18 protein-coding genes are annotated in these 16796 nt (G+C 71.2%); 17 read left to right on the top strand and 1 reads right to left on the bottom strand.

Annotated features, from left to right (window positions below; all coding sequences use genetic code 11):
• The first annotated feature begins 84 nt into the window (after positions 1-84).
• From mltG to nusB, 11 genes are all read left to right on the top strand, one after another.
• Positions 85-1809: an endolytic transglycosylase MltG gene (mltG, locus tag AB0A69_RS30710; protein WP_361428819.1), complete on the top strand. Its 1725-nt coding sequence runs from the start codon at positions 85-87 to the stop codon at positions 1807-1809.
• Positions 1787-2629, top strand: a complete 843-nt coding sequence (locus AB0A69_RS30705; protein WP_361428817.1) for a shikimate dehydrogenase — start codon at positions 1787-1789, stop codon at positions 2627-2629. The genes mltG and AB0A69_RS30705 overlap by 23 nt, the downstream gene beginning before the upstream one ends.
• Positions 2630-2637: 8 nt before the next feature.
• Positions 2638-2799, top strand: a complete 162-nt coding sequence (locus tag AB0A69_RS30700) for a hypothetical protein (protein WP_361428815.1) — start codon at positions 2638-2640, stop codon at positions 2797-2799.
• Between the two features lie 138 nt (positions 2800-2937).
• Entirely contained in the window at positions 2938-4122 is a 1185-nt protein-coding gene (gene aroC, locus AB0A69_RS30695; RefSeq protein WP_361428813.1) for a chorismate synthase, read from the top strand.
• On the top strand, positions 4119-4634 hold the full coding sequence (locus tag AB0A69_RS30690; RefSeq protein WP_361428812.1) for a shikimate kinase: 516 nt from the start codon (positions 4119-4121) through the stop codon (positions 4632-4634). The genes aroC and AB0A69_RS30690 overlap by 4 nt, the downstream gene beginning before the upstream one ends.
• Entirely contained in the window at positions 4631-5725 is a 1095-nt protein-coding gene (aroB, locus tag AB0A69_RS30685) for a 3-dehydroquinate synthase (RefSeq protein ID WP_361428810.1), read from the top strand. Before AB0A69_RS30690 ends, aroB begins: the two co-directional genes overlap by 4 nt.
• On the top strand, positions 5722-6165 hold the full coding sequence (aroQ, locus tag AB0A69_RS30680; protein ID WP_361428808.1) for a type II 3-dehydroquinate dehydratase: 444 nt from the start codon (positions 5722-5724) through the stop codon (positions 6163-6165). Before aroB ends, aroQ begins: the two co-directional genes overlap by 4 nt.
• Before the next feature lie 117 nt (positions 6166-6282).
• Entirely contained in the window at positions 6283-7176 is an 894-nt protein-coding gene (locus AB0A69_RS30675; RefSeq protein WP_361428806.1) for a Pro-rich N-terminal domain-containing protein, read from the top strand.
• 109 nt (positions 7177-7285) lie between these two features.
• Positions 7286-8392 carry an aminopeptidase P family protein gene (locus AB0A69_RS30670; RefSeq protein ID WP_361428804.1) on the top strand — a complete coding sequence of 369 codons (1107 nt, stop codon included), beginning with the start codon at positions 7286-7288 and terminating at the stop codon, positions 8390-8392.
• 78 nt (positions 8393-8470) lie between these two features.
• Positions 8471-9037: an elongation factor P gene (gene efp / locus AB0A69_RS30665; protein ID WP_361428801.1), complete on the top strand. Its 567-nt coding sequence runs from the start codon at positions 8471-8473 to the stop codon at positions 9035-9037.
• A 2-nt stretch (positions 9038-9039) separates the two neighbouring features.
• Positions 9040-9471 (top strand): transcription antitermination factor NusB, encoded by a 432-nt coding sequence (gene nusB / locus AB0A69_RS30660; RefSeq protein ID WP_361428799.1) that lies wholly within the window; start codon positions 9040-9042, stop codon positions 9469-9471.
• 221 nt (positions 9472-9692) lie between these two features.
• Here nusB and bldD read toward each other — a convergent pair whose 3' ends face one another.
• The gene (bldD, locus tag AB0A69_RS30655) at positions 9693-10193 is read right to left on the bottom strand and encodes a transcriptional regulator BldD (RefSeq protein WP_064068023.1); all 501 of its coding nucleotides are present in this window, start codon (positions 10191-10193) and stop codon (positions 9693-9695) included.
• Between the two features lie 198 nt (positions 10194-10391).
• On the opposite strand from bldD, the gene pyrR reads away from it, so the two are divergent.
• From pyrR to carB, 6 genes are all read left to right on the top strand, one after another.
• On the top strand, positions 10392-10973 hold the full coding sequence (pyrR, locus tag AB0A69_RS30650; protein WP_361428797.1) for a bifunctional pyr operon transcriptional regulator/uracil phosphoribosyltransferase PyrR: 582 nt from the start codon (positions 10392-10394) through the stop codon (positions 10971-10973).
• 126 nt (positions 10974-11099) lie between these two features.
• Positions 11100-12080, top strand: a complete 981-nt coding sequence (locus tag AB0A69_RS30645) for an aspartate carbamoyltransferase catalytic subunit (RefSeq protein ID WP_361428795.1) — start codon at positions 11100-11102, stop codon at positions 12078-12080.
• Between the two features lie 5 nt (positions 12081-12085).
• Entirely contained in the window at positions 12086-13372 is a 1287-nt protein-coding gene (locus AB0A69_RS30640) for a dihydroorotase (RefSeq protein WP_361428793.1), read from the top strand.
• On the top strand, positions 13369-13983 hold the full coding sequence (locus AB0A69_RS30635) for a hypothetical protein (protein WP_361428791.1): 615 nt from the start codon (positions 13369-13371) through the stop codon (positions 13981-13983). Before AB0A69_RS30640 ends, AB0A69_RS30635 begins: the two co-directional genes overlap by 4 nt.
• Positions 13980-15122 (top strand): glutamine-hydrolyzing carbamoyl-phosphate synthase small subunit, encoded by a 1143-nt coding sequence (gene carA, locus AB0A69_RS30630; protein ID WP_361428789.1) that lies wholly within the window; start codon positions 13980-13982, stop codon positions 15120-15122. The genes AB0A69_RS30635 and carA overlap by 4 nt, the downstream gene beginning before the upstream one ends.
• Positions 15115-16796: carbamoyl-phosphate synthase large subunit (gene carB, locus AB0A69_RS30625; protein WP_361428787.1), on the top strand; the 1682-nt coding region annotated here is incomplete at its 3' end. The genes carA and carB, both read left to right, overlap by 8 nt.

Genomic DNA, 16796 nt, shown 5'->3' with positions numbered 1-16796 from the left:
GTTCCGCGCGATACGGCGCGTTCGAACAAGCGCTGTACTACGTAGAGGCGGATGTCCGGAAGCCTCGCGGCCGTTTGGGGATCGATGACTGGATATGGACGGGGCCCCGGCTCCGAACCGTGGCACCCCGAGGACCCGCTGTACGGGGACCAGGGGTGGGGAGGTCAGCCGACCGACGGCGCGCAACACCCCCAGCCGCACCAGCAGCCGCAGGCGCATCCGGAGCCGCACGCGCAGCCGTACGGCAACCAGCAGTACCAGTACCAGGAGCACGCCGCGTACGGCGCCCAGCAGTACGACGGACGCCAGTACGACGGTCAGCCGTACACCGGGCAGCCGTACGGCGGCCAGCAGTTCAACGGTCAGCAGTACGACGGGGGTTGGGAGACGGGCCAGCAGGCGGCGATGCCGTACGGCGCCCCGCCTGCCCCGGCCGCCCCGTACGGCGGTGCCGACCCGGACCCCTACCGCACCCCCGAGGCCTACCCGCCGCCGCAGCCCCCGGGCCAGCGGCGGCCGGCCGACCCGGAGCCCTCGTACGAGGAGGAGCGGGAGCCCGAGCCCGAGGAGGAGAACCACCCGTTCTTCTCGAACGGCGACGGCGACGGCGATGACGCCGACCGCGATGACCCCGAGGCCGACGACCCCGCGTCCACCCGGAGCAAGCGCCGCGGCCGGTCAAGGAACACCAAGGGCGCCAAGGACTCCCCGAAGGGGAAGAAGCGCAAGAGCCGCAACGGCGTGGCCTGCCTCGTCGTCGCCCTCGTACTGGCGGGCGGCGCGGGCGGTGTCGCGTACTTCGGCTACCAGTTCTGGCAGAGCCAGTTCGGCGCGGCCCCCGACTTCGAGGGCACGGGCACCAGCGAGACCGTCCAGGTGACCATCCCGCAGGGCGCCGGCGGGTACGAGATCGGCAGCATCCTCGTCAAGAACGGCGTCGTGAAGAGCCAGGGCGCTTTCGTCTCCGCGCAGAGCAAGCACCCCAAGGGCAAGAACATCCAGGCGGGCGTCTACACCCTCAAGAAGGGTATGTCGGCGACGAGCGCCGTCGAACTGATGCTGAATCCGCAGAGCCAGAGCACCCTCATCATCCCCGAGGGCAGACGCAACGCCTGGGTCTACGAGCAGATCGACAAAAAGCTCCAGCTGAAGGCCGGAACCACCGAAGCGGTGGCGGCCGCGGAGGCGAAGAACCTCGGCCTTCCGGCCTGGGCGACCGGCCACCGGGACGTCAAGGACCCGCTGGAAGGGTTCCTCTTCCCGGCCAGCTATCCGGTCGCGAAGGGCGCCAAGCCGGAGGACGTCCTCAAGAAGATGGTCGCCCGCGCCAAGGCCGAGTACATCAAGGCCGACCTGGAGGGCAAGGCCAAGACCCTTGGTCTGAAGAGTCCTTGGGAGCTGCTCACGGTCGCCAGCCTGGTCCAGGTCGAGGGCAAGACGGACGACGACTTCCGCAGGATGAGCGAGGTCGTGTACAACCGCCTCAAGCCCACCAACACCGAGACCAACCAGCTGCTGCAGTTCGACTCCGCCTTCAACTACCTCCAGGGCGAGAGCAACATCGACATCAGCGAAACCGAGATCAACAGCAACCAGGACCCGTACAACACCTACACCCAGAAGGGCCTCACCCCCGGGCCGATCAGCAATCCCGGCATCGAGGCGCTGGAAGCCGCCATGAATCCGACGAAGGAAGGCTGGATGTACTTCGTCGCGACCGACGGCATGAACAAGACGGAATTCGCCAAGACGCACGACGAATTCCTGAAACTGAAGGATAAATTCAATGACAGCAAGGGCAGGGACTGACCCGCGCAGGGCCGCCGTCCTCGGATCGCCCATCGCCCACTCCCTCTCCCCGGTCCTCCACCGGGCCGCCTACGCGGAGCTCGGCCTCACCCACTGGACGTACGACCGGTACGACGTGGACGAGACCGCGCTCCCCGGGTTCTTCGAGAGGATGGACGAGACCTGGGCGGGGCTGTCGCTGACCATGCCGCTCAAGCGGGCCGTCATACCGCTCCTCGACGAGATCACCGAGACCGCGGCGTCGGTGGAGGCCGTCAACACCGTGGTCCTCACCGACGACGGCCGCCGCGTCGGCGGCAACACCGACATCCCGGGCATGGTCGCCGCCCTGCGGGAGCGCGGCGTGGAGCGGGTCGACTCCGCCGCGATCCTCGGCGCGGGCGCCACCGCCTCCTCCGCGCTCGCCGCGCTGTCCCGCATCTGCGCCGGGCCCGTCACCGCGTACGTACGCAGCGAGGCCCGCGCCGCCGAGATGCGCGTCTGGGGCGAGCGGCTCGGCGTCGACGTCCGTACCTCCCCCTGGAGCGACGCCACCGAAGCCTTCCGGGCGCCGCTCGTCATCGCCACCACGCCCGCCGGGACGACCGACGCGCTCGCCGCCGCGGTCCCCGACCGGCCGGGCACCCTCTTCGACGTGCTGTACGACCCGTGGCCGACGGCCCTGGCGGCCGCCTGGTCGGCGCGCGGCGGTGCCGTCGTGGGCGGTCTGGACCTGCTCGTCCACCAGGCCGTGCTCCAGGTCGAGCAGATGACCGGCCTGACCCCGGCCCCCCTTGCGGCCATGAGGGCCGCGGGGGAGCAGGCCCTCGGCGCGAGCTGATGGACCACATGGACCACGCGCAGCCGCTGGCCGCGTCGAACGGCGCCGCGATCACCCGGGGGATCCTCGCCCTGCTGCCCGACTGGGTCACGCTGCTCTTCTGCGGGCTCGTCGTGGCCTGCGTCCTGGCGGCCCTGGCGGTGAAGGTCCGGCGCAGGTTCCGGACCTGATCTTGCCCAAAGCGGCGTCCGCCTGCTGGACCGGTCGACCGGTCCAGGCCCGGGACATGGGAGGATCGAGGTAAGGCGGGCCAGGGCCGCGCACCCGGTCGCGCCGTCGCAGTCGAGGCGCGAGCATGAGGAGCACCGTTGAGCAGGTTGCGCTGGCTGACCGCGGGGGAGTCGCACGGCCCCGCACTGGTGGCGACGCTGGAGGGTCTTCCCGCCGGTGTCCCGATCACCACGGAGATGGTGGCGGACCACCTGGCCCGGCGGCGCCTCGGCTATGGGCGCGGCGCGCGGATGAAGTTCGAGCAGGACGAGGTGACCTTCCTCGGCGGTGTGCGGCACGGTCTGACCATGGGTTCCCCGGTGGCGGTCATGGTGGGCAACACCGAGTGGCCGAAGTGGGAGAAGGTCATGGCGGCCGACCCGGTCGACCCGGCCGAGCTCGCCGAGCTGGCGCGTAACGCGCCGCTGACCCGCCCCCGCCCCGGCCACGCGGACCTGGCCGGCATGCAGAAGTACGGCTTCGACGAGGCCCGCCCGGTGCTGGAGCGCGCCTCCGCCCGGGAGACCGCCGCCCGCGTCGCCCTCGGTGCCGTGGCCCGCTCCTACCTCAAGGAGACGGCCGGCATCGAGATCGTCAGCCACGTGGTCGAGCTGGCCGCCGCGAAGGCGCCGTACGGGGTGTACCCGACCCCGGCCGACGTCGAGAAGCTGGACGCGGACCCGGTGCGGTGCCTGGACGCGGACGCGTCGAAGGCGATGGTCGCGGAGATCGACCAGGCCCACAAGGACGGCGACACCCTCGGCGGCGTGGTCGAGGTCCTCGCGTACGGCGTGCCGGTCGGCCTCGGCTCGCACGTCCACTGGGACCGCCGCCTCGACGCCCGTCTCGCCGCCGCGCTCATGGGCATCCAGGCCATCAAGGGTGTCGAGGTCGGCGACGGCTTCGACCTCGCCCGCGTGCCCGGCTCGAAGGCCCACGACGAGATCGTCTCGACGCCGGAGGGCATCAAGCGCACCTCGGGCCGCTCCGGCGGTACGGAGGGCGGCCTGACCACGGGTGAGCTGCTGCGGGTGCGGGCGGCGATGAAGCCGATCGCCACCGTGCCGCGCGCGCTGGCCACGGTCGACGTGGCCACCGGTGAGGCGGCGCAGGCCCACCACCAGCGCTCCGACGTCTGCGCCGTCCCGGCGGCCGGGATCGTCGCGGAGGCGATGGTGGCGCTGGTCCTCGCGGACGCGGTCGCGGAGAAGTTCGGCGGCGACAGCGTGACCGAGACCCGCCGCAACGTGCGGTCGTACCTCGACAACCTGGCCATCCGGTGAACACCGGCCCCCTGATCGTCCTGGTCGGACCGATGGGCTCCGGCAAGTCCACCGTGGGCGCGCTGCTCGCCGAGCGGCTCGACACGTCCTACCGGGACACCGACGCCGACATCGTCGCCGCCGAGGGCCGAGAGATCTCCGACATCTTCATCGAGGACGGCGAGGAGCACTTCCGCGCGCTGGAGCGCGAGGCCGTACGGGCCGCCGTCGCCGAACACACGGGCGTCCTCGCCCTCGGCGGCGGCGCCATCCTCGACGCCGGAATCCGCGAGCTCCTCTCCGGGCTCCCGGTCGTCTATCTCTCCATGGACGTCGAGGAAGCGGTCCGCCGCGTCGGCCTCAACACCGCACGCCCGCTGCTCGCCGTCAACCCGCGCCGCCAGTGGCGCGAGCTGATGGAGGCCCGGCGGCACCTGTACACCGAGGTCGCCCGGGTCGTCGTGGCCACGGACGACAAGACCCCCGACGAGGTCGCCCAGGCGGTCCTCGACGCACTGGAGCTTCAGAAGTGACTGACCACGCAGTGACCCGCATCCAGGTCGCAGGCACCGCCGGCACCGACCCGTACGAGGTACTGGTGGGCCGGCAGCTGCTCGGCGAACTCCCCGGCCTCATCGGCCCCAGGGCCAAGCGCGTCGCCGTCATCCACCCCGAGGCGCTCGCCGAGACCGGCGAAGCCCTGCGCGCCGACCTCGCCGAGCAGGGGTACGAGGCGGTCGCCATCCAGGTGCCGAACGCCGAGGAGGCCAAGACCGCCGAGGTCGCCGCCTACTGCTGGAAGGCGCTCGGCCAGACCGGCTTCACCCGCACCGACGTCATCGTCGGCGTGGGCGGCGGCGCCACCACCGACCTCGCCGGGTTCGTCGCGGCGACTTGGCTGCGCGGCGTCCGCTGGATCGCCGTCCCCACCACGGTCCTCGCGATGGTCGACGCGGCCGTCGGCGGCAAGACCGGCATCAACACCGCCGAGGGCAAGAACCTCGTCGGCGCCTTCCACCCGCCCGCGGGTGTGCTGTGCGACCTCGCCGCGCTCGACTCGCTCCCGGTCCACGACTACGTCAGCGGCCTGGCCGAGATCATCAAGGCCGGCTTCATCGCCGACCCCGTCATCCTCGACCTGATCGAGGCCGACCCGGCCGCCGCCCGCACGCCCGAAGGCCCGCACACCGCGGAGCTCATCGAGCGCTCCATCCGTGTCAAGGCCGACGTCGTCTCGTCCGACCTCAAGGAGTCGGGCCTGCGCGAGATCCTCAACTACGGCCACACCCTCGCGCACGCCATCGAGAAGAACGAGCGCTACAAGTGGCGCCACGGCGCCGCCGTCTCCGTCGGCATGGTCTTCGCCGCCGAGCTCGGCCGCCTCGCCGGCCGCCTGGACGACGCCACCGCCGACCGGCACCGCACGGTCCTGGAGGCCGTCGGCCTGCCCCTCACCTACCGCGGCGACCAGTGGCCCAAGCTGCTGGAGACCATGAAGGTCGACAAGAAGTCCCGCGGCGACCTGCTGCGCTTCATCGTGCTCGACGGCCTCGCCAAGCCGACGGTCCTCGAAGGCCCGGATCCGGCCATCCTGGTCGCCGCGTACGGAGAGGTCTCCGCATGACCGCCCGCCGGGTCCTCGTCCTCAACGGCCCGAACCTCGGCCGGCTCGGCTCACGCGAACCGGACGTCTACGGCTCCACCTCCTACGCCGGGCTCGTCTCCGCCTGCCAGACCCTGGGCAAGGAGCTGGGCTTCGACGTGGACGTACGCGAGACGAACGACGAGGGCGAGATGATCCGCTGGCTCCACGAGGCGGCCGACGGCTCCCTCCCGGTCGTCCTCAACCCCGGCGCCTTCACGCACTACTCGTACGGCATGCGGGACGCGGCCGCGCAGCGCACCGCCCCGCTCATCGAGGTGCACATCTCCAACCCGTACACCCGCGAGGAGTTCCGCCACACCTCCGTGGTGGCCGCCGTGGCCAGCGGCACCGTCGCCGGCTTCGGAATCGGGTCCTACCGCCTCGCCCTGCGCGCGCTCGCCGAGGAACTGACGGCCTGACGGCCACGCGCTCCCCGGCCGTTCCCATAGTGGCGGCCGGGGAGGGTACGGTTCGGTAACGGGAGGCCCCAACGGCCGCCCGACCAGCGCCGATCGGACGAGATGGAGTGGCACCGGATGCAGCACGCAGTGGGGGCTCCGCTGCCGCCGCCCCACCAGCCGGGGCACGCAGCCGCCGCATGGATGAGCCAGCACCAGCACCCCCAGGCCCCCACCCCACCGGGGCCACCGCCCATCCCGCACACCCCGCCCGCCCCGGGCTGGACCGCGCCCGCACCGCAGGCCGGACCGCCCCATGCCGGACCGCCCCCTGCCGTGCCGTCGCACGCCGGGCCCTCGCCCGCCGCGCCGCCGCAGGCCGCGCCTCCGCGTGACGCCACCGGTCACATCCAGCTGCCGCCCGGTGGCCCGGTGGCCGTCCCCACCCCGCCGCACACCGGCCACGGCACCGGCAACGCCACGCTCGCCGTCCTCCTCATCGGCCCGGCAGGTGCGGGCAAGACGACGGTGGCCCGCCACTGGGCCAGGAACCGCCAGGTCCCCACGGCGCACATCAGCCTCGACGACGTACGCGAATGGGTCTGCGCGGGCTTCGCCGACCCCCAGGACGGCTGGAACGACCAGTCCGAGGCCCAGTACCGCCTCGCCCGCCGCACCTGCGGCTTCGCCGCGCGCAACTTCCTCGCCAACGGCATCTCCTGCATCCTCGACGACGCCGTCTTCCCCGACCGCCCCGTCGTAGGCCTCGGCGGCTGGAAGCGCCACGTCGGCCCCGGCCTGCTGCCCGTCGTCCTCCTGCCGGGCCTGGAGATCGTCCTGGAGCGCAACGCCGAGCGCACCGGCAACCGGCGCCTCTCGGACGAGGAGGTCGCGGGCATCCACGGCCGGATGGCCGGGTGGTACGGCTCCGGCCTGCCGATCATCGACAACTCCACGTACGACGTCGAGACCACGGCCCGCGTCCTGGACGACATCCTGGCCCGCTCGATAGCCAGCCCCCCGGCGTACTGAACCCGCGGCCGCCCGCGGCCACCCGCGTACGCCCGTCCCGCCCGGTCGCCGCACCCCGTCCGGACCTGCTCGAACTGCCTCCTCGGCTTCGCGCTCGTAGGCTCGTGACATGTCACAGGTGTATGCGGCCCGCCGCGGGCGGCTGCGCGACCGGTGCGCGGCGGCCGGCACAGCGGCGGCTCTGGTCTCCCGTCCCGCGAACGTCCGCTACCTCGCGGGCGGCTCGCCCCCCGGCGCCGTCCTGCTGGTCGGCGCCGACGACGACGTGCTGGTGTGCCCCCGGCCGCCCACCGGCGACCCGGCCGAGGGGCGCATCGACGAGGAACTGCGCCAGGTCGTGCTCCAGGCCTCCGGCGGCGACCCGGCCGTCGCCGCCTGCGACTTCGCGGGCAAGGCGGGCGCGGAGACGCTCGCCGTCGAGGAGCACCACCTCAGCGTCACCCGCTACCGCGCCATGGGCTCCGTCGCGCCCCGTCTGCGCCTCGTCGATCTCGGCCGCGCCATCGAGCAGGAACGTATCGTCAAGGACGAGGACGAGATCACCTGCCTCCGGATCGCCGCCGAGATCACCGACCAGGCCCTCGGCGAGCTCCTGGAGTCGATCCTCGTCGGGCGCACCGAGCGCCACCTCGCCCTCGAACTGGAGCGCCGCCTCGTCGACCACGGCGCCGACGGTCCCGCCTTCCCGACCTCCGTGGCCACCGGCCCCCACGCGGGCCGCGGCGGCCACCGCCCCTCGGACCGGCGCGTCGAGGAGGGCGATTTCCTCTCCGTCTGCCTCGGCGCGAACTACCGCGGCTACCGCTGCGAGATCGGCCGCACCTTCGTCATCGGCACCTCGCCCGCCGACTGGCAGATCGAGCTGTACGACCTCGTCTTCGCCGCTCAGCGGGCCGCCCGGGAGACCCTCGCCCCCGGCACCGCGTACCGCGACGTGGACCGGGCCGCCCGCCAGATCCTGGACGCGGCGGGGTACGGCGACGCCGTCGCGCCCTTCCTCGGACACGGAGTCGGGCTCGAAATCGAGGAGGACCCGCAGCTGGCACCCGCCGCCATGGGTAAACTGGACGCTTGTGTGCCGGTCACCGTCGAACCGGGGGTCCACCTCCCGGGCCGGGGCGGGGTCCGGATCGATGACACGCTCGTCGTGCGCCAGGAGGCGGACGGCGGACCCGAGCTACTCACCATCACGACCAAGGAGCTGCTCGCGCTCTAGGGCTCGCACCCTAAAACGGGCGCGCAACGCACCACGCCTCGGTCGTCCACCAGCGTCAGTCCAGGAGATTCCGCAACCGTGGCCACCACGAACGACCTCAAGAACGGCATGGTGCTCAAGCTCGACAACGACCAGCTGTGGTCCGTCGTCGAGTTCCAGCACGTCAAGCCCGGCAAGGGCCCGGCCTTCGTGCGCACCAAGCTCAAGAACGTGCTCTCCGGCAAGATCGTCGACAAGACCTTCAACGCCGGTGTGAAGGTCGAGACGGCCACCGTCGACCGCCGCGACATGCAGTTCTCGTACATGGACGGCGAGCACTTCGTCTTCATGGACATGCAGACCTACGACCAGCTGCACGTCGACCGCAAGGCCGTCGGCGACGCCGCCAACTTCCTGATCGAGGGCTTCACCGCCACCGTCGCCACCCACGAGGGCGAGGTGCTGTACGTCGAGCTCCCCGCCGCCGTCGAGCTCACCATCAAGGAGACGGAGCCGGGCGTCCAGGGCGACCGCTCCACCGGTGGCACCAAGCCCGCCATCCTGGAGACCGGTCACCAGATCCAGGTCCCGCTCTTCATCACCACCGGTGAGAAGATCAAGGTCGACACCCGCACCAGCGACTACCTCGGCCGGGTGAACAGCTAACCGTGGCTGCCCGCAACAAGGCCCGCAAGCGGGCCTTCCAGATCCTCTTCGAGGCCGACCAGCGCGGCGTGTCCGTGCAGGAGGTCCTCGCGGACTGGATCCGGCACGCCCGGTCGGACGACCGGCAGCCGCCGGTCAGCGAGTTCACGATGGAGCTGGTCGAGGGGTACGCGCCGTACGCCGCCCGCATCGACGAGCTGATCTCCACCTACGCCGAGGGCTGGACGCTCGACCGCATGCCGGTCGTCGACCGGAACATCCTGCGCCTCGGTACGTACGAACTGGTGTGGGTGGACGGCACCCCGGACGCCGTGGTGATCGACGAGGCGGTGCAGCTCGCCAAGGAGTTCTCCACCGATGACTCCCCGTCGTTCGTCAACGGCCTCCTGGGCCGCTTCAAGGACCTGAAGCCCAGCCTCCGCCGGGCCGCCTGATCCCTGGCCCCAGCCCGTACGAAGGGCCCGCAGCGCCGCAAAGCGCCGCGGGCCCTTCGGCGTACCCGCCCCCCCCGGCGTGCGGGCGGCACGTGCGCATACGAAAGCCGCCAGGTGCGGCAGGAACCCCGCAAGGTCCCGCCGCCCCCGGCGGCAACGTTTCTGCTGTGTACGGACGCGTACGGACGTATCGGACGTGTACGTACGAGGAGAGGGCCGGCTCAGGCCTCTTCGTGGGCGACGGCCCGCCGCGCGTCCGCGTCCAGCACGCCCCAGCTGATGAGCTGCTCGGTGAGGACCGAGGGCGACTGGTCGTAGATCACCGCGAGCGTGCGCAGGTCGTCCTGGCGGATGGAGAGCACCTTGCCGTTGTAGTCACCACGCTGCGACTGGATCGTCGCGGCGTAGCGCTGCAGCGGGCCCGCCTTCTCGGCGGGGACGTGCGCCAGGCGCTCCAGGTCCAGGACCAGCTTCGGCGGCGGCTCGGCGGCCCCGCCCGGCGTGGTGCCCGGCAGCAGCTCCTGCACCGGGACGCCATAGAAGTCGGCCAGCTCGGCGAGGCGCTGTACGGTCACGGCGCGGTCGCCGCGCTCGTACGAACCGACCACGACGGCCTTCCAGCGGCCCTGGGACTTCTCCTCCACCCCGTGGAGGGAGAGGCCCTGCTGGGTGCGGATGGCACGGAGCTTGGCCCCGAGCTGTTTTGCGTATTCGCTGGACATATAGCTCCCGGGACGAAGAGTGGTAACTCACTGTGAGGTTACGCAGCGTTACTTGGCTGCGTCAAGCCGAATGGTCCATACCGACCGTCTTCACGGGGTGGGGGCGGGAGCACTCCCCGGAGGCTGGTACCGTGGATGGCGCAATTCCGACGTCCTTTAAGGTCCGTCCCGTGAGGCGGAGAAGGAGGTCCGTTTCGTATGGACGCCATTCAGCAGTCCGATGCCGCGCGCCCCGTCCTCGAGGGCCCCGACATCGCCCGGGTTCTGACCCGTATCGCCCACGAGATCGTCGAACGTGCCAAGGGCGCCGACGACGTGGTCCTCCTCGGCATTCCCACGCGCGGCGTGTTCCTCGCCCGCCGTCTCGCCGACAAACTCGACCAGATCACCGGACGCACGGTGCCGGTCGGCTCCCTCGACATCACCATGTACCGCGACGACCTGCGCATGCGCCCGGCGCGTGCGCTCGCCCGCACCGAGATCCCCGGTGACGGCATCGACGGCCGCCTGGTCGTCCTCGTCGACGACGTGCTCTTCTCCGGCCGCACCATCCGCGCCGCCCTCGACGCGCTCGGCGACCTCGGCCGCCCCCGCGCCGTCCAGCTCGCCGTCCTCGTCGACCGCGGACACCGCGAGCTCCCCATCCGCGCCGACTACGTCGGCAAGAACCTCCCGACGTCGCTGCGGGAGACGGTCAAGGTCCAGCTCGCCGAGGAGGACGGCCGCGACGCCGTGCTGCTCGGCGTCCGCGAGACCGCCCCGGCCGCCGACGAGCAGTAGCACGCGCGTCCCGTACGCCCCCTTCGTACGGCGCGCGCCCTCGCTGCGCCCCCGCACGTCTCCAGGGCCCCGCAGCAGGGCTCGCCTCGGCCCACGAAACTCCACGAACCCGGAGAAACACCCCCGATGATGCGCCACCTCATCTCGGCCGCCGACCTCACCCGCGACGACGCCGTCCACATCCTCGACACCGCCGAGGAGATGGCCCGGGTCGCCGACCGGCCGATCAAGAAGCTGCCCACCCTGCGCGGCCGGACCGTGGTCAACCTCTTCTTCGAGGACTCCACCCGCACCCGCATCTCCTTCGAGGCCGCCGAGAAGCGCCTCTCCGCCGACGTCATCAACTTCAGCGCCAAGGGCTCCTCGGTCTCCAAGGGCGAGTCCCTCAAGGACACCGCGCAGACCCTGGAGGCCATGGGCGTCGACGCCGTCGTCATCCGGCACGGCGCCTCCGGCGCCCCGTACCGCCTGGCCACCTCCGGCTGGATCGACGCCGCCGTCATCAACGCCGGCGACGGCACCCACCAGCACCCCACGCAGGCGCTGCTCGACGCCTTCACCATGCGCCGCCGCCTGGTCGGCCGGGACGCGGGCCTGGGCAAGGACCTGGCCGGCAAGCGCATCACGATCGTCGGCGACGTCCTGCACAGCCGGGTCGCCCGCTCCAACGTCGACCTGCTGCACACCCTCGGCGCCGAGGTCACCCTCGTCGCCCCGCCCACGCTCGTGCCCGTGGGCGTCGAGACCTGGCCCTGTGAGGTGTCGTACGACCTCGACAGCACCCTGCCGAAGTCCGACGCCGTGATGATGCTGCGCGTCCAGCGCGAGCGCATGAACGCCGCGTTCTTCCCCACCGAGCGCGAGTACTCCCGCCGCTACGGCCTGGACGGCGACCGCATGGCGAAGATGCCGGAGCACGCCATCGTCATGCACCCCGGACCCATGGTCCGCGGCATGGAGATCACCGCCGAGGTCGCCGACTCCGACCGCTGCACGGTCGTCGAGCAGGTCGCCAACGGCGTCTCCATCCGCATGGCCGTCCTCTACCTGCTGCTCGGCGGCAACGAGTCCGCCGTCGCCCAGTCCACCCGTACCGAGGAGAAGTAAGACCCATGAGCAAGATCCTGATCCGTGGTGCGAAGGTGCTGGGCGGCGAGGCCCAGGACGTCCTGATCAACGGCGAGACCATCGCGGAGGTCGGCAGCGGGCTGAGCGCCGACGGCGCGACCGTCGTCGAGGCCGAGGGGCGGATCCTGCTGCCCGGCCTGGTGGACCTCCACACCCACCTGCGCGAGCCGGGCCGCGAGGACTCCGAGACCGTCCTCACCGGCACCCGCGCCGCCGCCTCCGGCGGCTACACGTCCGTGTTCGCCATGGCCAACACCTTCCCGGTCGCCGACACCGCCGGTGTCGTCGAGCAGGTCTACCGGCTCGGCCAGGAGCACGGCTACTGCGACGTGCAGCCCATCGGCGCCGTCACCGTCGGCCTGGAGGGCAAGAAGCTCGCCGAGCTGGGCGCCATGCACGAGTCCGCCGCCGGCGTCACCGTCTTCTCCGACGACGGCAAGTGTGTCGACGACGCCGTGATCATGCGCCGCGCCCTGGAGTACGTGAAGGCCTTCGGCGGCGTCATCGCCCAGCACGCCCAGGAGCCCCGCCTCACCGAGGGCGCCCAGATGAACGAGGGCGTCGTCTCCGCGGAGCTCGGTCTCGGCGGCTGGCCGGCCGTCGCCGAGGAGTCGATCATCGCTCGCGACGTGCTCCTCGCCGAGCACGTTGGCTCGCGCGTGCACATCTGCCACCTGTCGACCGCCGGGTCCGTCGAGATCGTCCGCTGGGCCAAGTCCCGCGGCATCGACGTCACCGCCGAGGTCACCCCGCACCACCTCCTCCTGACGGACGAGCTGGTCCGCACGTACAACCCCGTCTACAAGGTCAACCCGCCGCTGCGTACGGAGCGCGACGTGATGGCGCTGCGCGAGGCGCTCGCCGACGGCACGATCGACATCGTCGCCACCGACCACGCCCCGCACCCGCACGAGGACAAGGACTGCGAGTGGGCCGCGGCCGCCATGGGCATGGTCGGCCTGGAGACCGCGCTCTCCGTCGTCCAGCACACGATGGTCGAGACCGGGCTGCTCGACTGGGCCGGCGTCGCCGACCGCATGTCCTTCAAGCCCGCGCGGATCGGTCGCGCCACCGGCCACGGCCGCCCCGTCTCGGCTGGTGAGCCCGCCAACCTCACGCTGGTCGATCCGGCATACCGTGGAGCCGTGGACCCCGCGGGCTTCGCCTCCCGCAGCCGCAACACGCCCTACGAGGGCCGCGAGCTGCCGGGCCGTGTCACCCACACCTTCCTGCGGGGCCGGGCGACGCTCATGGACGGGAAGCTGGCGTGACACTCTTCGAACTGGCCGCGGAGCAGAAATCCGCAGAAGTGACCGACTGGGCCGCCCGGCTCGGCTGGGTCGCCGGACTGCTCCTCTTCGTGGCCTTCGTCTACTGGCTGATGCGCCAGGGCTGGAAGTGGCGCGGCGCCCTCCAGTCGGACCTCCCGGACCTGCCGGGAATGCCGGAAACCCCCGGCACCGCGACACTGACCCACCCGTCTCCCACCACCACCCTCAACGGAGGCGGCAAGCCGCCCCTGCTCACACTCAGCGGCCGCTACCACGGCTCCACCACCGCGGGGCAGTGGCTCGACCGCATCGTCGCCCACGGCCTGGGCACCCGGAGCCGCGTCGAGCTGACGCTCACCGACGCAGGCCTGGAGGTCGTACGCCCCGGGGCGCGCGACTTCTTCGTCCCGGCGGAGCAGCTGCGCGAGGCCCGGCTCGACAAGGGCATCGCGGGCAAGGTCCTCGCCGAGGGCGGCCTGCTGATCGTCACCTGGGCGCACGGCGAGAAGCTGATCGACTCCGGCTTCCGCTCGGACCGCGCGGCTGAGCACATCACCTGGGTCGACACCCTGAACTCCATGATCACCACGACGGAAGGCACCGCACGATGACCACCTCCACCAGGGGAGCTGCCAAGACTCCCGCCGTACTCGTCCTGGAGGACGGCCGCACGTTCCGCGGCCGTGCCTATGGGGCCGTGGGGGAGACTTTCGGCGAGGCCGTCTTCTCCACCGGCATGACCGGTTACCAGGAGACCTTGACCGACCCGTCGTATCACCGGCAGGTCGTGGTGATGACCGCGCCGCACGTCGGCAACACCGGTGTGAATGACGAGGACCCCGAGTCGAAGAAGATCTGGGTCTCCGGCTACGTGGTCCGCGACCCTGCCCGTATTCCGTCGAGCTGGCGCGCCACGCGCACGCTGGACGAGGAGCTGGCCGCCCAGGGCGTCGTCGGTATCAGCGGCATCGACACCCGCGCCCTGACGCGCCACCTGCGTGAGCGCGGCGCGATGCGCGTCGGGATCTTCTCCGGTGACGCGATCGGCGGCGACGCGGAGATGCTGGCCAGGGTGCAGGCGCAGCCGCAGATGAAGGGCGCGAACCTGTCGGCGGAGGTCGCCACCAGCGAGCCGTATGTCGTCCCGGCGATCGGTGAGAAGAAGTTCACGGTGGCCGCGATCGACCTGGGCATCAAGGGCATGACTCCGCACCGGATGGCCGAGCGTGGCATCGAGGTGCATGTGCTGCCCGCGACCGCCACCGCCGAGGACGTGTACGCGGTCGCCCCCGACGGCGTGTTCTTCTCCAACGGCCCCGGCGACCCGGCCACCGCCGACCACCCCGTCGCCCTCATGCAGGCCGTCCTGGAGCGCCGGACGCCGCTGTTCGGCATCTGCTTCGGCAACCAGATCCTGGGCCGCGCGCTCGGTTTCGGCACGTACAAGCTGAAGTACGGCCACCGCGGCATCAACCAGCCCGTGCAGGACCGTACGACCGGCAAGGTCGAGGTGACCGCGCACAACCACGGCTTCGCCGTGGACGCGCCGCTCGACAAGCCGTCCGACACCCCCTTCGGCCGGGCCGAGGTCTCCCACGTGTGTCTGAACGACAACGTGGTGGAGGGCCTGCAGCTGCTCGACCAGCCGGCCTTCAGCGTCCAGTACCACCCCGAGGCGGCCGCCGGCCCGCACGACGCCGCGTACCTCTTCGACCGCTTCGTATCCCTGATGGAGGCCGAGCGTGCCTAAGCGCACCGATATCCAGTCCGTCCTGGTCATCGGCTCCGGCCCGATCGTCATCGGCCAGGCCGCCGAGTTCGACTACTCCGGCACCCAGGCGTGCCGTGTCCTGAAGTCCGAGGGCCTGCGGGTCATCCTGGTGAACTCCAACCCGGCGACGATCATGACCGACCCGGAGATCGCCGACGCCACGTACGTCGAGCCGATCACCCCCGAGTTCGTCGAAAAGATCATCGCCAAGGAACGTCCCGACGCGCTCCTGCCCACCCTCGGCGGCCAGACCGCGCTCAACACCGCCATCTCCATGCACGAGCAGGGTGTGCTGGAGAAGTACGGCGTCGAGCTCATCGGCGCCAACGTGGAGGCCATCCACAAGGGCGAGGACCGCGACCTGTTCAAGGGCGTTGTCGAGGCCGTCCGCGCCAAGATCGGCCACGGTGAGTCCGCCCGTTCGGTGATCTGCCACTCCATGGACGACGTCCTCAAGGGCGTCGAGACGCTCGGCGGCTACCCCGTCGTCGTCCGTCCCTCCTTCACCATGGGCGGCGCCGGTTCCGGCTTCGCCCACGACGAGGAGGAGCTGCGCCGCATCGCGGGTCAGGGCCTGACGCTGTCGCCGACCACCGAGGTGCTCCTGGAGGAGTCGATCCTCGGCTGGAAGGAGTACGAGCTGGAGCTGATGCGCGACAAGCACGACAACGTCGTGGTCGTCTGCTCCATCGAGAACTTCGACCCGATGGGTGTGCACACCGGTGACTCGATCACGGTCGCCCCGGCGATGACGCTGACCGACCGCGAATACCAGATCCTGCGTGATGTCGGTATCGCGATCATCCGCGAGGTCGGCGTGGACACCGGCGGCTGCAACATCCAGTTCGCGGTCAACCCCGTCGACGGCCGGGTCATCGTCATCGAGATGAACCCGCGCGTCTCGCGCTCCTCCGCGCTCGCCTCGAAGGCGACCGGCTTCCCGATCGCGAAGATCGCGGCGAAGCTGGCGGTGGGCTACACGCTGGACGAGATCCCGAACGACATCACGGAGAAGACGCCCGCGTCCTTCGAGCCGACGCTCGACTATGTCGTCGTCAAGGCGCCGCGCTTCGCGTTCGAGAAGTTCCCCTCGGCCGACTCCACGCTGACCACGACGATGAAGTCGGTCGGTGAGGCGATGGCGATCGGCCGTAACTTCACCGAGGCGCTGCAGAAGGCGCTGCGCTCGCTGGAGAAGAAGGGCAGCCAGTTCACCTTCACCGGCCCGGTCGGGGACAAGGCCGAGCTGCTGCGTGAGGCGGTCCGCCCGACGGACGGCCGGATCAACACCGTCATGCAGGCGATCCGGGCGGGTGCGACTCCGGAGGAGGTCTTCGAGGCGACGAAGATCGACCCGTGGTTCGTCGACCAGCTCTTCCTGATCAAGGAGATCGCCGACGAGCTGGCCGCCGCCGACCGCCTGGACGCCGACCTCCTCGCCGAGGCCAAGCGCCACGGCTTCTCCGACGTCCAGATCGCCGAGATCCGCGGGCTGCGGGAGGACGTCGTCCGCGAGGTCCGCCAGGCCCTTGGCGTGCGCCCGGTCTACAAGACGGTTGACACGTGTGCGGCGGAGTTCGCGGCGAAGACGCCGTACTTCTACTCCTCGTACGACGAGGAGAGTGAGGTCGCGCCGCGTGAGAAGCCGGCGGT

It is taken from the genome of Streptomyces sp. NPDC045431 (genome assembly GCF_040646655.1).
Classification (GTDB): Bacteria; Actinomycetota; Actinomycetes; order Streptomycetales; family Streptomycetaceae; genus Streptomyces.
Note: the sequence above shows the minus strand (reverse complement) of the source record. Positions and strands in the feature narration are given on the sequence as shown.